This is a genomic window from uncultured Pluralibacter sp. (assembly GCF_913775985.1).
In the GTDB taxonomy this organism is placed as follows: Bacteria; Pseudomonadota; Gammaproteobacteria; order Enterobacterales; family Enterobacteriaceae; genus Pluralibacter.
This window is the reverse complement of sequence record NZ_CAJYMB010000153.1, coordinates 1-17,789: the sequence shown is the minus strand read 5'-3', so window position 1 is coordinate 17,789 and position 17,789 is coordinate 1. Positions and strand designations below refer to the sequence as shown.

Sequence of the window (17,789 nt, the reverse complement as noted above, 5' to 3'; positions counted from 1 at the left end):
CCAGCAGCAGTTGATAACCGCTAAACGCCGTGTCGCCCTTCGGCCACAGGCCGTCCTCCTCACCGAAGCCGCCCGGCGAAAAATAGGCGTCCAGCGGCGCGCGCTCGGACTGACCGGCAAGCCGCAGATACAGCGCCGCCTGGCGGCGGGTCAACATCAGATGCAGATGGCTACTTACCGGCGCCTCGGCTGCAAGGTAGAAACAGAGCCGGCTGAGATCCGCCTGTGACCAGTCTGCCTGTTCACTGCAGGCCAGCCGGATGCGCAGCAGCGAGCGCCCGTCCGGTTCGGTGCTCATGGTGACACCCGCCACGCTGAGCGGGTTGAGCATCATCTCGCGGGTGGTGCGGTAGCAGCAGACGGTTTTCGTTGGCCCTACCGGCTGGGAGTACACCTCCAGCCCGGCGGGGACTTTCTCCGCCATTTTCATCGCCGGCAGATCCGGCGCAAGCGCGACAATCGACAGCGAGGGGATGATGCGCAGATAGTGCGGCCAGAGCATGCTGACCAGCCCTTCGGTCAGCTCCGGCAGATCGTCGTCGATTTTTTCCCGCAGCCGCCCCATTGAGAAGGCAAAACCCTCAAACAGGCGCTCCACGTAGGGGTCGGGGGTGCCGGCTTTATCCAGATCCAGCAGGGCGGCGCGATCGGGGTGCGCCCCGGCAAATTCTTTCGCCGCTTCGCGCAGGTAGCGCATTTCAGCGTCGTAATAACGCAGGGTGAGATCGTCCATAAAGAGAGAGATTCCGTTGTTCTGTTATGGCGCCAAAGCGGTAATGGGCCGCCGTCAATAGCGTCAAAATAGTGACGAGATGTGCTGCGGGCCCGCAAACGCGGTGGTTGTTTCGCGCAAAAAACCGTTTACTGACGGTTACGCACACAGCACCGCTGCCCGTGCCGGATCGGTGGCGATAAGCGCAGCCAGCAGCCGATCCATTTCCGGATTGAGGCGGGCTTTATCCGCCTCGCTGCGTCCGGCCTTCATGCGCAGCAGCTTCAGGTGGCGGGCGCGCACCTCGAAAAGAAGCTCCGGCTCCCAGTCGTTGAGGCTCACCTCGCCGGCCCGCTCGCCGAGTTCGGTGAACAGGTGTATTGCCAGCTCATTCTTGCTGTACTGCTCGGCAATTCGCCCCATCAGCAGACGCAGCAGCCAGCGCTGGCGCGCTGTCGTAATGCCCGGGCGCGTCTGCAGCCAGGCCAGCGCCGCGTCAACCCCGTCACCGTCGGCGAGGGTGACGGCTTCGGACTCCAGCTGGAGAATATCGTCATCGGCATTGCCCTGCCGGGGCGCGGCCACCGTGCTGTCCCAGTCGTCCCCCTGGGCCAGCACCTCGGTCTCAATCCAGCGCAGGGTCACTTCATCGGCGAACGGCGTGCCGTCGCTAAAGGCCAGGGTTTCCAGGCCGGTAAGGCGCGTCAGCAATCCTTTCAAATCTGCCGCCACGATATCGGCCAGCACCTGCTGGCCGGACTTCACCAGCGCCTGATGGATATACCACTGCAGGTCGAGCCACAGGTGGCTGGCGCCGCGGGAAAACTGGCTGTCCGCCTGCTCCAGAATTTCACTCCAGCTCTGCTGCAGATACAGGCGCTTCAGCAGCGCTTTCTGATCTGCCTTCGGCGGATCGATGCGGGTACGCCCGTCTCCGGACATGGCCGGGAGCGTCTGGAGGGTGTCGTGCCGCAGGCTTTTCATCAGGTGGTGGGCGGCGAGCCAGCCGCCGGGCTGCTCCCGCAGGTACACCGCCAGCGTGCGCCCCTGGGTCAGCAAATCCTGCCCTGAGCTGATGGTGCCCATCGCTGGCGCAGGACCGCTGGACGAGGCTTGCGGGGCTATATTTTCGCCAACATTCTGCGGCACCACGGCATCAACGCCGCCCGATTTCATCAGCCGGGATTCCAGCGCGCTAAACAGGCCGCCTAGATGCGGGCGCGTCTCCTCCGGCTCATTATCCAGCGCGGCCTGAATTGCCAGCAGCGCAGCGACAGTATGCAGCGCATCCTCTCGCACCACTTCCGGATACAGCGAGAGGCTGTCGAGCATGCGCGGGCTTGCCAGCCACTCCAGCGCGGCCCTGCGGCTGCGATCGCGCTGGGGATAAAGCTGAGAGCCATAGCGCTCAAGCAGTCCCGCCAGCAGCGACAGCCCGTCCGCCAGCCCCTTCTCACCGTCCTGATGCAGTCGAGCCCAGCAGTAGTAAGTCGCGACGCGAATATCTTTTGCAGTGGTCGTTAACAGCCTTTCAGCGAGGGTGCATACCTGCTCCGTGTCCGCTCCTGAGAGCTTATTGACCTCTTCACGCATAAGCTGAAAATCGTCATCGTAGCCGGGGTCTTCACCTACCTGCTGCGCCCCGTCAACGGGCGCAAGCCAGCTCTCCCAAAGGGCAATCTGCTGCCGGGCCTGGGGTAACAGCGTTTCCGCATCCGCCTGGCATGCGTTGAGTAGTGCCTGGATTGATGACATCAGTATTCCTCTTCTTCTTCAGCAGCCACTGCCTGAACCGGGGCAGTGGAAATTGTAAAAATGGCTTCCGGCAGCCGGAAATTACGCAGTTTCAGCAGTGCCAGCGGCCCTTCGCCGGCTTCGGTACGCAGCGTGTAATTAAGGGTTAATCCGTCCGGCGCTCTCCAGCTGAGGTTATAGCTACTGCCGACGCCCGGATTTGCACTCACCGCGGCTTTGTCAAGCAGCCGTATCCAGCCCCAGGCGCCTGACATATCCGCATAGAGCCGGGTACCCGCCTTGGTACTGATCCAGCTCAGGGCCGCGCCCGGCCCCTCGGTATCGGCGGGCCACGTGAAGCGTTTCCACGTCGGCATCTGATTTACATAGGTGAGCTTCTGGCTGTCGATAACCATGTCGGTCTGCATCACGCCAGCGGCCGTGCCCGGGCGCAGCTCGAAGCTCATCCCCGCATTACCCTGGGTGAACGCAACGTCAGAGATATGGCTCAGGGTATTCATCGCCTGCAGGAATGCGGGATTGAAGGTGAGTCCCTGCGCGTTGATGCTGTCCGGCACCCAGTGGCTGCCCTCTTTGTGCAGAACGCCCTGCAGCCGGGTTTGTAAAAATTGCGTGATGCGCCCGGTGTCGGCGTTGAGATATTTTGCCAGCAGCGGCAGAGAGACATCGCTGCTGCTGGTATTAAAGGGATAGCGCCCGCTGAACGCGCCATTCCAGTCGCTGACCACGGCCTGCTGCCACTGGGCGTTAAGGCTTTCTGCCGCCGGGGACAGCACCTGCTGCCAGGCCTGCTCCATGGGCTGAATAAACACCGTGCGACCAAAACTGCTCCACTCCTGCCCAAGCCCGGCGGCAAGCAGGCTGCCGTAATCGCGGGTTTCGGTAAGATCGACCGCCTTGCCCTGGAACACCGTCTGCGCCAGCGCCTGGGTCATCGCCTGCGGATCTGCCGCGTTGGTGACCTGCTGCAGGCGCAGGCGCACCTGGGTGACGCGGGTCAAAAATGCCTGCAGGCTCTGGGCCTGGGTGCCGCTGCGGGTTTTATCCATCAGCGCCAGCAGCGGGCCGAAGGTGTCGTCCAGCGGGCCGTGCTTGCCGGCGCTCTGGTCGATAGCCTGCCGGTTTTCCCCACCCAGCAAATTTTTTGCCGACTTCACCAGCGAATCCGAAATCGCCTCTCCGCTCTGCCCTGTCCGCCCCTGAATATTGAGCGTGTTCATCAGAGAGACCAGCGGCGACTGGCGGACGTCGGCCATCAGAGTGAGCTGGTCAATGGCATCCGACAACGTGGCGGCGCGCTGCCAGCGCAGGCTGTTGAGGAACGACAGCCACGCGCCGCTAAAATCGGCGAAATAGCGATCGGTCAGGCGCTGCTTCAGCGCGTCAGGCGCGATATCCTGCTGCGCCGGCTGCTTACCATCCGTCAGCACCCAGTCCAGCTCGTCGCGCCGCGTCTCCACAACTTTATCAATCGCGGGCTGGACGCCCTGCTCCCACGCCTGGCGCGTAAACATCCCCGGCACAACTTCAGCGGTGGTAAACAGCCGCGCCGCATCCCGATCGCCGGTCATATCCTCAAGGCGCATATCGGCGTACAGGTGCGCGACCTGAGAGAGCATCTTTTGGTAGAGGGAGGATTCACTGTTGCGCATGCCCATCAGGCGGACCAGCAGGGCGCGGGCCTGGTTGATGCGGCTGCTGTCGGCCGACAGCTGCGAGCCGCGATGGGTCGCCAGCTGCGTGCCGTAATAGGTTAACAGCGGCGGTGCGATGCCCTGCCAGGCCGCCTCTTTAATGCCCTCCCTGCGGGGCCAGTCGCGCAGCAGCGTGGTGCTAAACCAGGCCGGATCCATACGTTCAGGATGCGTTAGCATCAGGTACAGCTTCAGATGATCGTAGGCTTTTTTTGCCCGCTGCTCGCGCAGGGGGCTGTCCGGCGGGAGCTGGATAAACGCGTCGAGCCGCTGCTGCAGGTGGTCTGCAGCCGCATCGCGCAGCAGCGGCTGGGCGCTGTCGCGATAGCGGGGCCACAGTGCTTCGAGCAGCGCAGCGTTCTGACTGAGGCCCGCCCGGCTGTACCACGGCGCGCCGTGCTCCTCGCGAAACTGCAGGCGGGAAAGAGTTTGCTGCAGCGTCAGCAGCGCGCGGAGGCGATCGTACAAAGGCTGCTGCGGTGCCGAGGCCTGTGTCACCTGCTGCTGCGCGCTGTGGATAAGGTTGCGATTGCTGATATAGGCGAAGGCCATCCAGAATGCGTAGAAAACAACAGCAAAGGTAACCACCGGGACCAGGAGCTGATTTTTAGAAAAACCGATCTTTTTAGCGCGTAAATGTGAAGAAAGGCCAGGCAACGATTCAAGTAATATATTCCAGCGAGCATCTTTCACCCAATAATGCCGAAGATCGTTTGTTGCCGACATAGAGCTTTGACTAAATATAAATCCAGCAACAGGTAGCGGATGCGAAGGATTCAAAAATGATGAAAGTAACTGACTGAATATTGTGGGCGCTTTATTAATAAGATTTGCCAGATCCAGCAGAAAAGTACTTTGCTGATTGTTACAAACCTGATAGGTTCCTGTCGTCGTAAGCCTCTCCATCAAAGACTGAAGTTGATTTGCCACACTTTCTGGCTTTTCTTCGGTGGAGAGTAGGCAGCCAACTGATTGTAATGATTGATCAGTCTGATTGATATCATCATGGACAGACCACACGAACAAAGGAATACGCCATTTAAGTTGTTCATAATACAAACCAATACGATGAGCAGTCTGTTCAGGAGGTTCAATAAAAACTGTTCGGTTATCGAATTCTAAATTTATTCTATCAAATTTATCAAAATCAGATGTAGCCCATACAATTGCATCAATCGACTGAGAGGATATATCCCGTACTGATGCCAACCAGTTACTATCGACAGTACGACTTGTGGTCCCTCCCCATAGTAGAACTGTTCCCTCAGCATAAAGCCAATATTGTTCACTGAGCCCCGGAACCAGCTTTTCTACTGCATCTATATTGCCTATAATCATTAGCATGGTAGTTTTACGATGCCAAAAAAGACCGTACTGTTTACGCAACATACGTTTGAGATCAGAGATTGAATTTTGATATTTTGTATTAGACTGGCTCCGTCCATTATTGCTGGGTATATTCTCATCATCCTCTTTGCGCACAATTTTTTTGATTGAGTAAAACAAAAACTCACCATAGCGAAGCATTATTGCTATAACACAAAAAACCAGTATAAACATGAATCGGCTTCTTGAATCATTCAATCCGATAAAATTACCATAGCGATAAACAATCCAGGAAACAGATCCCAGAATTATCGCCAAAGGCGCAAAACGGCTTATCGCATGCCATAAGGCTGATTGCATGCTCATCTCCTCTCCCGATATTATTTGAGATTATTCTACTTTCCCTTTACAGCACAATATTCCTTTGGCTATAAATAACATTACTAATGATCATGGTTCAGTAGTGTAGTAACCCACAAAGGATTATCATTACGTAAATCTCCACTAATAATGATCCTCGGCTCTTTTTCTTTACTGTCCGTGACTGCGCAGGATATTGCTAGCCAGGGTGAAACTGGACCAGGGAATCCCAGGATACTATCTATATTATAGAGATCACGACCAATATTTATAGGTACCTTTAGCTTTTCTAATCCGCTGGCAATAGCCAGATTCCAATGTTCACTACTCCCGACAAGCCATCCTGCCTTCATATTTTGAGGATTGATATCTCCCCAAAACATTGACTGTTGGAGGGCATCGCGTAAATCTTCACTCCCCGTACCAGACGCACGTTGCGGGCGATAAAGTGTGGCCAGTGGCGTCAAGCCTGATGCCCCTCCGGGGTATTCCAGAAGCAGCCCTGCCATTGCTTCGGCCGTTCCTTCAAGCTCCTCTGGAATTAATTGGAAAGAAATAATCATGAGCAGATAATCTTTATGTAGCTGTTGGTCCAGCAGCTTATCTATTACGCTTAATCCATTCCCTTCCAGATATACGAGAGGTTGCCGAATTTGGCTTTGCTTAAAACAATATTCGCATATCTCAGTAACCTGATTATCAGGTAAGCTCGTATTATTTTCCAGGAGTAAAAGTAATGGTTGATGTTCATCAGCCGATGTAAGAATAGGCCCCAGTTCATCGAGCGTTTTATTCATCGTTCTTTTTAAAACATCATCGGGTGTCTCATTAGCCATCCTCTGCAGCTGGCTGTGTTTGACGCCATCATCACTTCTCCAGGAGGATTGAGTTTTTAAGGCTCGTGTTTTATTGTTGAGAGCATCTGATTGTAATAGCCCTTCCGTATCATCCAATCCCCGCAATGCGGTATGAATGCTCACTCCAAGTAACTTAAAAGAACGTCTTCCCCGTTTAATTTCACGCTCCAGAATATACTCCCTGTCTTTATTCCTCTTTTCTACGACAGATTTTCTCCCCTGGTAGATTGCCACTCGAGTACCAAACATAAGTAACCAGGAGATGACTGGCGTTACCAGGGATCTCTCCCAAAAGAAACGATCGTTGATAATAGGCTTATCAACTTCAGTTAGGATCACATATACAACCCCACTAATCATGAAGATAATTAATAATAAAAACCAAAACCACCATACAATACGAGATGGAGGAGAATCCGGGGGAGGTATTTTTTTAAGATCAACGGGCATATTATTCTGCCGCAGCCTGAGGCAGACTTGTTATTAATACACATCCACAGGCGCAACGGTGCCCATTAAAAGCAACAGGTATTCCATTATCCATAAAAGTTGGATGGCCCTCTGCAATAGTTGTAGGGCCGTGTCCAATTATTGGGCAGTTGACCGGATCACCCATTCGAGCAACACCAATACCGCTAAATATCATTTTTGAAGAACCACTCATGACCTTTCCACCTCCAGAATTCTTATCGCCGATGCGAATTATGCCTTTCATTTTTAAGCCTCATTAAATATTAACTACAGATATAGGATTAGGATTGACAACTAAAAGCAATATGTAAATATTAATACCAACAACGTTAACGCAGATCATGGCCTTGAATGGTTCATCTGCCGTTATGGGATTGAACAAAAAGCATAAGTTCAAAATTATGCCTATATTATTTATTAGCTCGCGCCATTTTCTTTTTCACTGAGCGTTTCATATAACGCTAAAGCAGTTATGGCACTCCAGCTTTATTCTCAAAGGCTGATGATCCCGGCAGCGGCTTGCCGGTGGCTGGGTTAAGCTGCTTCGCCTTTGCCAGCCGGTTAATCAGGGATTCAGAGGGTTTCTCCGGCGCAACATTGGCATTGCGCTCGTCCAGCCACTTAAGCGAGCCGTCCCAGGCGGGGAGCGGCGCAGGCGGTAGCGGGGCAATATCGTTGATTTCGGGGACGGTTGGGTGGGCGTAGGAATATCCACTGAGTATCTTTCCTATAGCCGCATAGCGTCTGGCTCGTTCAGGATCTCTTTGCAGTGCCAAATAATAGGGTGTGCTTCCAGATTCTGGCTCACCAAATCCATTTTCCAGAACAAAAGCTGATGTTTCATCACCAGCCATAACACCTAATTGATAAGCTTCTAATGCACTTTGATAAGAACCTATATTTTTTAGAATAAACCCAAGAGCTTTGGCTGCGCCGCCGTCCCCCTGTGTTGCTGCACAATGGCGTAACTGCCGCGAAACTTCAGGCGCCATTGCCGTAGGTGCCAGTATTTTTCCGATATATGCCTGCGCCTGAGGATTTCCCTCATCTGCTGCCTTACGGTAGTAGCGCAGCGCCATCTCTTCATCCTGCTGTAAACCCGCCGCGCCGTGCTGCAGATAAATGGCGACAAAGTAGTATCCGGCACCGACTCCCGCATCGATTAAGGCCTGACTGAAGCGCAGGCGCTCAGGTCCGCTGAGGCTGAAGTGTCCCCGCAACGCCCCGTTCTGGAGATTAATATTTGCCTTATAGTGGCCGTTCTCTGCCGCAATCCGGTACAGGCGCGCCACCTGCTCAGTCACTGCCGCATCCTCCGCCAGCTGGTTATTCTTTTGCAGCCAGCGGGCGTATTTGAACAGCACGTCGCTGTCTGCGGAGGGCGCAGGAATAATTTGATGTTTACAGGCAAAAGACAGCCGGGGGTTAATCTCCGGGAGCGGAGCAACGGCGGAATTGCGGTTATTTACCCCGGCAGGGCCGCTCTCATCGCAGCCCGCCAGCATAATGCCAGACAGCATAACTCCGGTCAGTGTTAAAACAATTCCCTTCATGGCCTCTCCCTGTGGTTGTATATATTTGACCCGCTGAAACTACGCCTCGCCCACCAGCCGCCACTCCACGTCTTCTTCGCGCCACTCCCTTTTGTCCTTCAGCGGCCACGGACGCGGGGAAAAATACTCCACCCGCTCGGCGGGCAAGACGGCGCCCTGCACGAAGTAGCGAATGGCATCATCAATGATGCCTTTTGCCGGCAGCCGCGCTACCTGCCAGTAGCCGCTCTGCGGGCACGGCTCTCCGCTGCGGCACAGCACCGGCACGCCCGCATATTTGTCAAAATGTGGGGAGCCCGGCAGCGGCTTGCCGGTGGCCGGGTTAAGCTGCTTCGCCTTTGCCAGCCGGTTAATCAGGGATTCTGAGGGTTTCTCCGGCGCAACATTGGCATTGCGCTCGTCCAGCCACTTCAGCGAACCATCCCAGGTGGGGAGCGGCGCTGGCGGGAGCGGGACAATGTCGTTGATTTCGGGGACCGTTGGATGAGCATAGGAGTATCCGCTTAATATTTTTCCTATTACAGCATAGCGCTTGGCACGCTCGAGATCTTTACCAAGTGCCAGATAGTCAAGAGTATTTCCTGGCTCAGGGTCACTGAAGCCACTCGCTAAAAAGCTAGCCGATATATCGCTTCCACCTGAAACTCCTAACTGAAAAGCTTCAATGGCCTCTTGGTACCGTCGTCGATTTTTCAAATCAACCCCTAAAGCCGTAGCGGCCTCTCCATCACCCTGCTCTGCAGCGCAACGGCGTAGCTGCCGGGAAACGTCAGGCGCCAGTTCAACAGGAGCCAGCTTTTCACCAATATAGGCCTGCGCCTGAGGATTTCCCTCATCTGCTGCCTTACGATAGTAGCGCAGAGCCATCGCTTCATCCTGCTGTAAACCCGCCGCGCCGTGCTGCAGATAAATGGCGACAAAGTAGTATCCGGCTCCTACTCCCGCATCAATTAACGCCTGGCTGAAGCGCAGGCGCTCAGGTCCGCTGAGGCTGAAGTGTCCCCGCAGCGCCCCGTTCTGGAGATTAATATTTGCCTTATAGTGGCCGTTCTCTGCCGCGATTCGGTACAGGCGCGCCACCTGCTCAGTCACTGCCGCATCCTCCGCCAGCTGGTTATTCTTTTGCAGCCAGCGAGCGTATTTGAACAGCACGTCGCTGTCCGCTGAGGGCGCAGGAATAATTTGATGTTTACAGGTAAAAGACAGCCGGGGGTTAATCTCCGGGAGCGGAGCAACGGCGGAATTGCGGTTATTTACACCGGCAGGGCCGCTCTCATCGCAACCCGCCAGCATGATGCCAGACAGCATCATTACGGTCAGTATTAAAACAATTCCTTTCATGGCCTCTCCCTGTGAGTACATATACCTGGTCTGCTGAAACTACGCCTCGCCCATCAGCCGCCACTCCACGTCTTCTTCGCGCCATTCCCTTTTGTCCTTCAGCGGCCATGGACGCGGGGAAAAATACTCCACCTGCTCAGCGGGCATGACGGCGCCCTGCACGAAGTAGCGGATGGCATCATCAATGATGCCATCCGCCGGCAGCCGCGCTACCTGCCAGTAGCCGCTCTGCGGGCACGGCGCCCCGCTGCGGCACAGCACCGGCACGCCGGCATATTTGTCAAAATGTGGAGAGCCCGGCAGCGGTTTGCCGGTGACCGGGTTAAGCTGCTTCGCCTTTGCCAGCCGGTTAATCAGGGATTCTGAGGGTTTCTCCGGCGCAACATTGGCATTGCGCTCGTCCAGCCACTTCAGCGAGCCGTCCCAGGCGGGGAGCGGCGCCGGTGGAAGCGGGACAATATCGTTGATTTCGGGGACCGTTGGATGGGCGTAAGAGTATCGCCCCAATACCTCACCAATTTTTTCATAGCGCCTGATACGTTCTAAATCTTGCCGTTGACCTAAATAATATAAAGTACTGTTAGGATCATTCTTTTCGAAACCATGCTCTAAGAAACTTGCTGCGCTCTCACTCCCCGCAGCCACACCTAATTGAAAAGCATCAAGGGCTTCCTTATATTGTTGACGATTTTTTAAATAAATACCTAGAGCTGTAGCAGCATTACCCTCCCCTTGTTCTGCAGCGCAACGGCGTAGCTGGCGGGAAACGTCAGGCGCCAGATCAACGGGAGCCAGCTTTTCCCCAATATAGGCCTGCGCCTGAGGGTTTCCCTCATCTGCTGCCTTGCGGTAATAGCGCAGCGCCATCTCTTCATCCTGCTGTAAACCCGCCGCGCCGTGCTGCAGATAAATGGCGACAAAGTAGTATCCGGCCCCTACCCCCGCATCCATTAACGCCTGGCTGAAGCGCAGGCGCTCAGGTCCGCTGAGGCTGAAGTGTCCCCGCAGCGCCCCGTTCTGGAGATTAATATTTGCCTTATAGTGGCCGTTCTCTGCCGCAATTCGGTACAGGCGAGCCACCTGCGCGGTCACCGCCGCATCTTCTTCCAGCTGGTTATTCTTTTGTAGCCAGCGGGCGTATTTGAACAGCACGTCGCTGTCCGCGGAGGACGCAGGAATAATTTGATGTTTACAGGTAAAAGACAGCCGGACATCAATCTCCATCAGAGGGTTCATTGAATTATCCTTATGAACAGATGGTGGTGTAGTACTTTGGTCGCAACCAGCAAAAAAAACACATAGCAACAATGTTGTTACGCGCATTAGTCTAAATCCTTAAGTATTGGTTTATCATAGTAAAATTTGACAAGGGAAGCTATAGGAGGCTCCTTATTATCTTGAAGGGATTTATTATCGTTTAAAATATCCTCCCAAGACTTAAATGCTTTCTCTACATTATCCTGCATCCCCAGCCCGTTAGTATGCAGCTTCCACAATCTGCGTCGCATCTCCGTTGTCACACTGGCCCACTCATGGGCAATATTCATTTCACTGTCCACCTGCATACTGCGGGTGTTGATATTTGCCGAACCGTGTGTAGTAAAAACGTCATCAATAATCATTAATTTGGAGTGGATATAAACCGGCATCCAGTTAGCACCCGGTGAATCAGGGGCCACCAGAGAGCAAATATGGACCTTCAGGCCTGGGCGCTCTTCCGGCAGGATCACGCTATCTTTTATTTCCTGCTCTTTTCTTTGGTACTCCTCAATTTTTTTGGAAAGTTCCTTTTCCCGCTGTTGACGCTGGCCGGGATCCATATATATAGACGATGGTGTCAGTATTTCCTTACTTGCCTTCGCAATTTTACGTAATTTCGTGATCTCGGGAATGGTATCAGCCCTGCCGAGCACGTCCAGCATCCGCTGGGTATTTACCGTCCCGGCCCCAATCCCCTCATCCGTCACGTTGGTAGTGACAAACAGATGAAGCGGTCCATGTATCTCCGGTCTGCGCCCACCACTAATTTGCCTCTTTGCTACCTGAGTGATAGCTTCCGCCAGCGGCGGCCAGCGGAAGTACTGGTTTTCAATATAGATAAACTGCGTGGCATTATTTATCGCCTGTAAGTACAGTTTTTCAATGTCCCGCCGATTCTCTTGAGCCTGCGTACGCAGCAGCTGGGCCATTATCGGCGTACCGTATTCCGGCCTGGGCTTTAGCTTTTTAGCGACGGATCTGGCATCGCGCGACGCAATCAAATCCTGTCCGGTTTCTTTTTTCCATGCAGTGGCAAAGTTTTCATGCAAATGCTCCAGAATCGGACCGGTAACGCGGCTGGAAATGTCCTGCCTTGGCAGCTTTCCCCTCCAGTTTTCATCCGGCCCCCAGTCAGAGGGTAACCCTGAACGAGACTGCGACGAGTGAGCATCAGTATCCCAATATTCATCCAGCGAATTATGACCCATCACAAAACCAACAGCATTCTCCGGCAATTCATAATCAACCAGTACCGTTTTTTGGTGATGGGTAGCGGATAAACTCATTACACCGATAGTATCAGCACTAATATCCTTATCTAGCGCTTGTAGCGCTGCGCGATAGGCTATCTCCGTTCGTTCATTAAGATTAAAACCACGGCTGACAAATTCTGGAAATACAGCTCCAGGTATTTCGGGCCTAAAGCGACTCCCCGCTAAAAAAGAACTGCACAAGCTAAACCAGGCTCTGTCATATTGATATTGCTGTTCGGTAGCCGTTTGTCCGGCACGATCCTTAAATCGGATAATGCCTTTACCCGGTAAGTTTGACTCCCCCCCCAAACCTGCGAGGTTTCCCGGCATTTCCCAGGCGAGCACGCGCACCCGAACATTTTTTTCACGCGCTATCTTTATCAGCAACTCACCAATACAGGGATGCTTCCCATCGCGAATAAAATACATCGAGGGCTGGAAGCCCCAGCAAATAATATCCACTGATTTTTTGGCATTTTCGATAGCATGATGCACTGCGGCGAAAGCTTCCTCACCATTTACCAGAGGCTTATAGGTAGCCTGTACCGGCTGATACTCCGTATTCTGTACAAACCACGGTGGTGTGATCCTGCATTGTCCCGTATCAAGAGTCGCCACTGGAACGACAATATCTGACTGGCTCATTCGATTTCATCCTTGTTAATTTTTTCATCGAGTAACTCAGAGTAGAGATTACGATTTTCAGTATGCGAGGCTGGCGGATTTATATCAGACTGAGTGTCAGAGGTATGGTTATGCAACCCTCTGTTCGCCAGTATTCCCTGCGTTTTATTCCGATAAGATTCGACTACCGGAATTTGATAGCTAACGCCATTAGCCATCACCAGACGATAGCTTTTTGTTACAACCTGATGCTCCACTTCAATGCTGCCACTGCTATCAAGTACCCCTTTCGTTGATAAAACACCATCTGCATATAACGTATAAGGCATACCTGCCCAGCTTTTTCCCGGCGCATTGGGCGCCTGGGGGATGTTAAGGCGTAATTTTTGTTTAGTTTGTGACTGAATAACGGGATAATCCGGATGCCCGGCGGTAATCGAGGCAGGCCCTTTGTACTGAAAGTCCGCTGATTTAACTTCAAAATCACCTTTCGTTCCGTGTTCGATTTTGTAAGGATCCAGGGTGATATAGCTTCCTCCGGCATTAATTACAATTTTCTTTTTTGCGACGATATGGATTTCGTCATCGGTACTAATTATCTCCAGCCCTTTACGAGCCAATAACTGCATCCGATCGTTCTGGGCCTGAATAGTAACCGCGCCCTGATTTGCGATAAGCTTCATACCTATTTTTCTTACAAACAAGCTAAGACCTTCGCCAACGCCAATAAAAAGGCGTTTTACAACACCTATATCTGCATCGCCACCCGCATTCATGATTAGATTTTGCCATGCGGAAAGTTGAAGATGTTTACCGCTCGTCAAAGCGATGCCATCGGGCGCGCTTAATATCGCAACGGCCTCTTTAAGCTCTTTAATTTGCTCACGCATAAAGGCAAGCTGCTTCTCCACTTGCGCAGGTTCGGCTTTAGCCTGGCTGGCATCATCAGAAAGCGACTGCATTTGCTCCCCGGAGGACTGAAGTCTATCCAGAGTTTCCTGCATCGCGAGCATTTTCCCGCAGGCTGCCGCCTGGGAATCTGCCGTAATAAACACCCCCTTACCACCGCGCACCGCCACCCATTTATCCGTACGCAGCTCCGCCCCCTCCCCCCGCAGCGCGCGTTCCGCATCCACGTTATGCCCCAGGTTCAGCTGCGTCTTACCACCGTACTCGGTGCTGAGCTTAATATGCTCCTCGCCGCGCTTGTCCTCCATCCGCAGCTTGTTGTTGGTCGGCGTGCGGATCACGTTGCGGGTGTGGTTTTTCTCCGTGACGTGATCAACGTGGCGGGAGTCGTGCAGGGCGTGGGCGATATAGGGCCGGTCAGGGTCGCCTTCGTGGAAGGCAATCGCCACTTCGGTTCCCTGAATAAGCGGAAAGTGAAAACCGTACACGTCCCCGCCGTAGGGTTTGGCAAGGCGCACCGGCATACTCTCCTGCCCCTGCCCTTTATCGTCCAAATCCGCGTCGAACTTCACCCGGTAGAGGCCGGACGCATCCTGCCAGGCGTAGATGTCGTCACTTTTGGCGCTGGATACCCGCGCCGTGAGGGTACCGCTAACGACCGGACGCTTTTTGGCGGGCGGGCGCCAGCAGCGGGTTTCGCTGTAGGGTGCGCCACGCCACTGCACCCGCAGGGCATTTTTGCGGCTCGCGCTGTAGCCCGCTCTGACAATAAGGAGTCCGTTGTCGGCTGCGGATGGCAGCGTCGGCGGTATTACCGTTTCGGTGATGGTAAGCACCTGTGCGGGCCCTAGCGCCGCGTCGGTGCTGCTGCCGGTCACAATAGTCTGCGTAGAGAGAAAGCGCTCATGCTCCAGCCGGGCCCAGAAGTTACCGGTCTCCGCCGCCGGGTCAATTTTGGCCCCGGTCTCCAGATGACGCGGGCGATAGTGGTACACTTCGCCGTAGGTGATCCCCTCACCGTCCCCGTGGGTCATATCCGCCGGTGCCGACATCAGGACGTTCTGCGCCGCGCGGTGGTTGTAGTCTTTCGCAGTCACTGCGCTTTCCACCACGTTGTGACGGACATCCACGCCCCATACCGACAGCGCGCCGCTGTCGCTCATGCCCGACGGGCTGTTTAGCGGCAGGGTTTTGCCAAACTGCCACGCGCTCTGGCTGTCACCGAAGTTTACTACCTCGGTCTGGGTCTCCGGATGCAGGCTGAAGAAGTAGAAGATGCCTACCTCCGCCAGCAGACGCTCGACAAATACCAGGTCGCTTTCCTGGTACTGGTTGATTTGCTCGCGTACCGGATAGTCGCCCTTCAACGCAAACTCGAACTCCCACCCCTGGCGGCCGTGCTCCTGAAGCACCTCTCTGACAACGTCCGGGACAGACTTATTGACGAAGAAACGGTGGGTGCGGAACTGGTTATCCAGCAGGGAGAGGAATGGCTTTAGCGTCAGGGTATAGCTAACTTCATCCTCTGATCCGCCCATCCGCTGAAAATGGCTGACGACACCGTGTACTGTCTTAGAACCTGTCAGGCTGGATAACATTCCTCCCATCATCCTGAGCGTTACTGGCTTAAGAAGGACGTCTTCAGCCTTTATATCTTTATCCGCACTCGTGAAGGTGATGTCGTAATGATAGATCTGACTTATCCCTTCTACGCCGTTGAAACTTTCAACATCCAGCGATGACGCACAGGAAGGAAGCTCCAGATGATATCGGTTCATCATACTTCCGCTAGCGTCAGAAATAATATCTTGCAAAGAGTCTGTCAGGCTCATAATGATTGCTCCATGATTCAATAGTGTTCCTAATAGCCACTATCTCGCCGACCAAAGGCATTAATAGAATGAAAGGTTAACTATATTCATTATAAATATAGCGAAGTGTCGCCGCATATATTGCATAACCTAATGCAATTAGAATCAGACTGGCAAAGCCATAGTAGGCACGACTCTCGCTTGATGAAAAAATTAAGAACCAAACTGCCAGACATAATCCTGTCGCCCCCAGTCCCATTCCGGTACCGCGTAATAATCGCGATACAATGATAAGAAGCCATTTTCTGAAATTGATATCCCTCCCAGAAAGTATGCGCATATCTTTTCAAACTCCTTTGGATCTCTGTCAGCAAATTTGCATGCTTGCTCGATGGGGTGCTCGCTATCGCTAACGATAAAAAAAGCAGTTCCGGAACATCAATTAGTAACGCTTCAGAAATATTAATAATCCCACACTTGAAATTCACGCCAAATATAAATAACACTTATAAATAACTCGTTGTATTTCTGTGCCAGGAATAAGAAACAACCTTATAATCTATTCTTCCTTTTACCTGCTCGGATTAATCGTCTACATTAAACGCTCCATTAACCCGCGCTATCTGTTCAGGCCCCGTAACGGGATAGCTGGATTTCCCACTTCTCGATGTTCTCTCCTGCAGGTCATTGGGCACGCTACCGCCCTCGCCGTTTCCCGTCGTGCAGGAGACCCGAAGGCGCGAGGTCAGTAAGGCCATTCATCAAATTCTTTGCTGAGCGTCTGCTACACGGGCGCTCAGCAAAGAAGCGGACAGGTCACCCTGTCCGCCCTGACATTTAAATTAGGTTTCAGGATCTTGTTCGAGTGGAGCAGCAGTCTCCCGGCTATGCACACTGTCGCGGGTGTTCTTCTGCACCGCAACGGCGCCAAACAGCGCCATAAAAAATGAAACGCCGTAAAAGCCCTTTTCGCTGGGTAGCAAAGTGGCGTTCCACAGGCCAACGGCAAGCAGCAGAACGGCAATCGCAAAGGCCAGCAGGCAGATCATGTGGTACAGATGCGTGGTGGGGATATTCTCCAGCCTGTCGCGCACCGTTTTTTGCAGTGAGACGGCGGAAAACAGGCCCAGCACCAGTAGAGAGAGGTAATAGCCCTTTTCGTTAAGGGCCATTTCCGCACGCCAGAGGCCGATAAGATAGATCAGGGTTCCCCCCAGCATGGCCAGCCAGGAGATAACAACAAATGCCGGTGAAACGGGGATATTCTGGGTTTTCATACTCATTCCATGTTGATGAACCGTCAGACCCTCTGACGGGTAAGTCCTGTTGCCACGTCGATTTGAATTGCCGCTACTGATTCAAATCGGATGGCCTTTCAGTTAAACAGGCGGCGGCACTGAGGGCCCACCACCCGGCCTTCTTCCCCTGCGGGTAAAAAGGTACAGCACGCCGGATTATCAGGCGGTAACGCGTTCGTTCCAGGAGTCGGAATGAATGATGTTGCCGTCTTTATAGGTCCAGGTGATTTTTTCGTAGCGCAGCTCGATACGCTCCAGGTGGTTGTGCTTCTCTTTCGCCGGATCTTTGATGTCGTGCATCAGCGGCGCAATTTTCACCAGCTTGACGTTCTCCAGCGTGGTGTTGAAGTACTCCACTTCCTGGCCCGCGTCGTTAATGCGGTACCACTTGAACTCGGCAGACTTCAGGGTCTGGCCGGTGGTGACCGCCTTGTACAGGTACGGGCTGGAGGCGTCGATTTCCTTGGTGAACAGGAATGGCGTGTGGACGCGGGTGCCGGTCAGCTTGCCGGTGTTGTTGTCGGTCGGGATGTACAGGTTATGCTCCTGCGCAACGACTTCGATG

General features: G+C 53.6%; 13 protein-coding genes. All 13 read right to left on the bottom strand.

Translation table 11 applies throughout. From position 1 onward, the window contains the following. Positions 1–733: type VI secretion system baseplate subunit TssF (locus QZ766_RS22055; RefSeq protein ID WP_297207365.1), on the bottom strand; the 733-nt coding region annotated here is incomplete at its 3' end. Between the two features lie 138 nt (positions 734–871). Further along, positions 872–2,467 (bottom strand): type VI secretion system protein TssA, encoded by a 1,596-nt coding sequence (gene tssA / locus QZ766_RS22050; protein WP_297207362.1) that lies wholly within the window; start codon positions 2,465–2,467, stop codon positions 872–874. Beyond that, complete coding sequence (locus QZ766_RS22045; RefSeq protein WP_297207360.1) at positions 2,467–5,853, bottom strand: ImcF-related family protein; 3,387 nt, start codon at positions 5,851–5,853, stop codon at positions 2,467–2,469. The genes tssA and QZ766_RS22045 overlap by 1 nt, the downstream gene beginning before the upstream one ends. Positions 5,854–5,930: 77 nt before the next feature. Next, complete coding sequence (locus QZ766_RS22040; RefSeq protein ID WP_297207358.1) at positions 5,931–7,154, bottom strand: hypothetical protein; 1,224 nt, start codon at positions 7,152–7,154, stop codon at positions 5,931–5,933. Position 7,155: 1 nt separating this feature from the next. Continuing rightward, complete coding sequence (locus tag QZ766_RS22035) at positions 7,156–7,419, bottom strand: PAAR domain-containing protein (RefSeq protein ID WP_297207355.1); 264 nt, start codon at positions 7,417–7,419, stop codon at positions 7,156–7,158. A 226-nt stretch (positions 7,420–7,645) separates the two neighbouring features. Then, positions 7,646–8,695 carry a DUF6396 domain-containing protein gene (locus QZ766_RS22030; protein ID WP_297207368.1) on the bottom strand — a complete coding sequence of 350 codons (1,050 nt, stop codon included), beginning with the start codon at positions 8,693–8,695 and terminating at the stop codon, positions 7,646–7,648. Between the two features lie 72 nt (positions 8,696–8,767). Continuing rightward, the gene (locus QZ766_RS22025) at positions 8,768–10,069 is read right to left on the bottom strand and encodes a DUF6396 domain-containing protein (protein ID WP_297207353.1); all 1,302 of its coding nucleotides are present in this window, start codon (positions 10,067–10,069) and stop codon (positions 8,768–8,770) included. A 39-nt stretch (positions 10,070–10,108) separates the two neighbouring features. Beyond that, positions 10,109–11,392: a DUF6396 domain-containing protein gene (locus QZ766_RS22020; RefSeq protein ID WP_297207350.1), complete on the bottom strand. Its 1,284-nt coding sequence runs from the start codon at positions 11,390–11,392 to the stop codon at positions 10,109–10,111. After that, positions 11,392–13,227, bottom strand: coding sequence for a phospholipase D-like domain-containing protein (locus QZ766_RS22015; RefSeq protein ID WP_297207347.1), 1,836 nt, complete (start codon positions 13,225–13,227; stop codon positions 11,392–11,394). Before QZ766_RS22015 ends, QZ766_RS22020 begins: the two co-directional genes overlap by 1 nt. Beyond that, complete coding sequence (vgrG, locus tag QZ766_RS22010; RefSeq protein ID WP_297207344.1) at positions 13,224–15,947, bottom strand: type VI secretion system Vgr family protein; 2,724 nt, start codon at positions 15,945–15,947, stop codon at positions 13,224–13,226. The genes QZ766_RS22015 and vgrG overlap by 4 nt, the downstream gene beginning before the upstream one ends. A gap of 76 nt (positions 15,948–16,023) precedes the next feature. Beyond that, a complete protein-coding gene (locus QZ766_RS22005) occupies positions 16,024–16,266 on the bottom strand; it encodes a hypothetical protein (RefSeq protein ID WP_297207342.1) in 243 nt (80 codons plus the stop codon). A 502-nt stretch (positions 16,267–16,768) separates the two neighbouring features. Beyond that, positions 16,769–17,203 carry an inner membrane protein YiaA gene (gene yiaA, locus QZ766_RS22000; RefSeq protein ID WP_297207339.1) on the bottom strand — a complete coding sequence of 145 codons (435 nt, stop codon included), beginning with the start codon at positions 17,201–17,203 and terminating at the stop codon, positions 16,769–16,771. Between the two features lie 180 nt (positions 17,204–17,383). Then, positions 17,384–17,789, bottom strand: a 406-nt coding sequence (locus tag QZ766_RS21995) for an Hcp family type VI secretion system effector (RefSeq protein WP_297207336.1), incomplete at its 5' end; no start/stop codon positions are given.

Coding starts and splice junctions, on each gene's coding strand:
- tssA (WP_297207362.1), bottom strand. CDS start 2,467: ATGTCATCAATCCAGGCACTACTCAACGCATGCCAGGCGGATGCGGAA.
- QZ766_RS22045 (WP_297207360.1), bottom strand. CDS start 5,853: ATGAGCATGCAATCAGCCTTATGGCATGCGATAAGCCGTTTTGCGCCT.
- QZ766_RS22040 (WP_297207358.1), bottom strand. CDS start 7,154: ATGCCCGTTGATCTTAAAAAAATACCTCCCCCGGATTCTCCTCCATCT.
- QZ766_RS22035 (WP_297207355.1), bottom strand. CDS start 7,419: ATGAAAGGCATAATTCGCATCGGCGATAAGAATTCTGGAGGTGGAAAG.
- QZ766_RS22030 (WP_297207368.1), bottom strand. CDS start 8,695: ATGCTGTCTGGCATTATGCTGGCGGGCTGCGATGAGAGCGGCCCTGCC.
- QZ766_RS22025 (WP_297207353.1), bottom strand. CDS start 10,069: ATGAAAGGAATTGTTTTAATACTGACCGTAATGATGCTGTCTGGCATC.
- QZ766_RS22020 (WP_297207350.1), bottom strand. CDS start 11,392: ATGCGCGTAACAACATTGTTGCTATGTGTTTTTTTTGCTGGTTGCGAC.
- QZ766_RS22015 (WP_297207347.1), bottom strand. CDS start 13,227: ATGAGCCAGTCAGATATTGTCGTTCCAGTGGCGACTCTTGATACGGGA.
- vgrG (WP_297207344.1), bottom strand. CDS start 15,947: ATGAGCCTGACAGACTCTTTGCAAGATATTATTTCTGACGCTAGCGGA.
- QZ766_RS22005 (WP_297207342.1), bottom strand. CDS start 16,266: ATGCGCATACTTTCTGGGAGGGATATCAATTTCAGAAAATGGCTTCTT.
- yiaA (WP_297207339.1), bottom strand. CDS start 17,203: ATGAAAACCCAGAATATCCCCGTTTCACCGGCATTTGTTGTTATCTCC.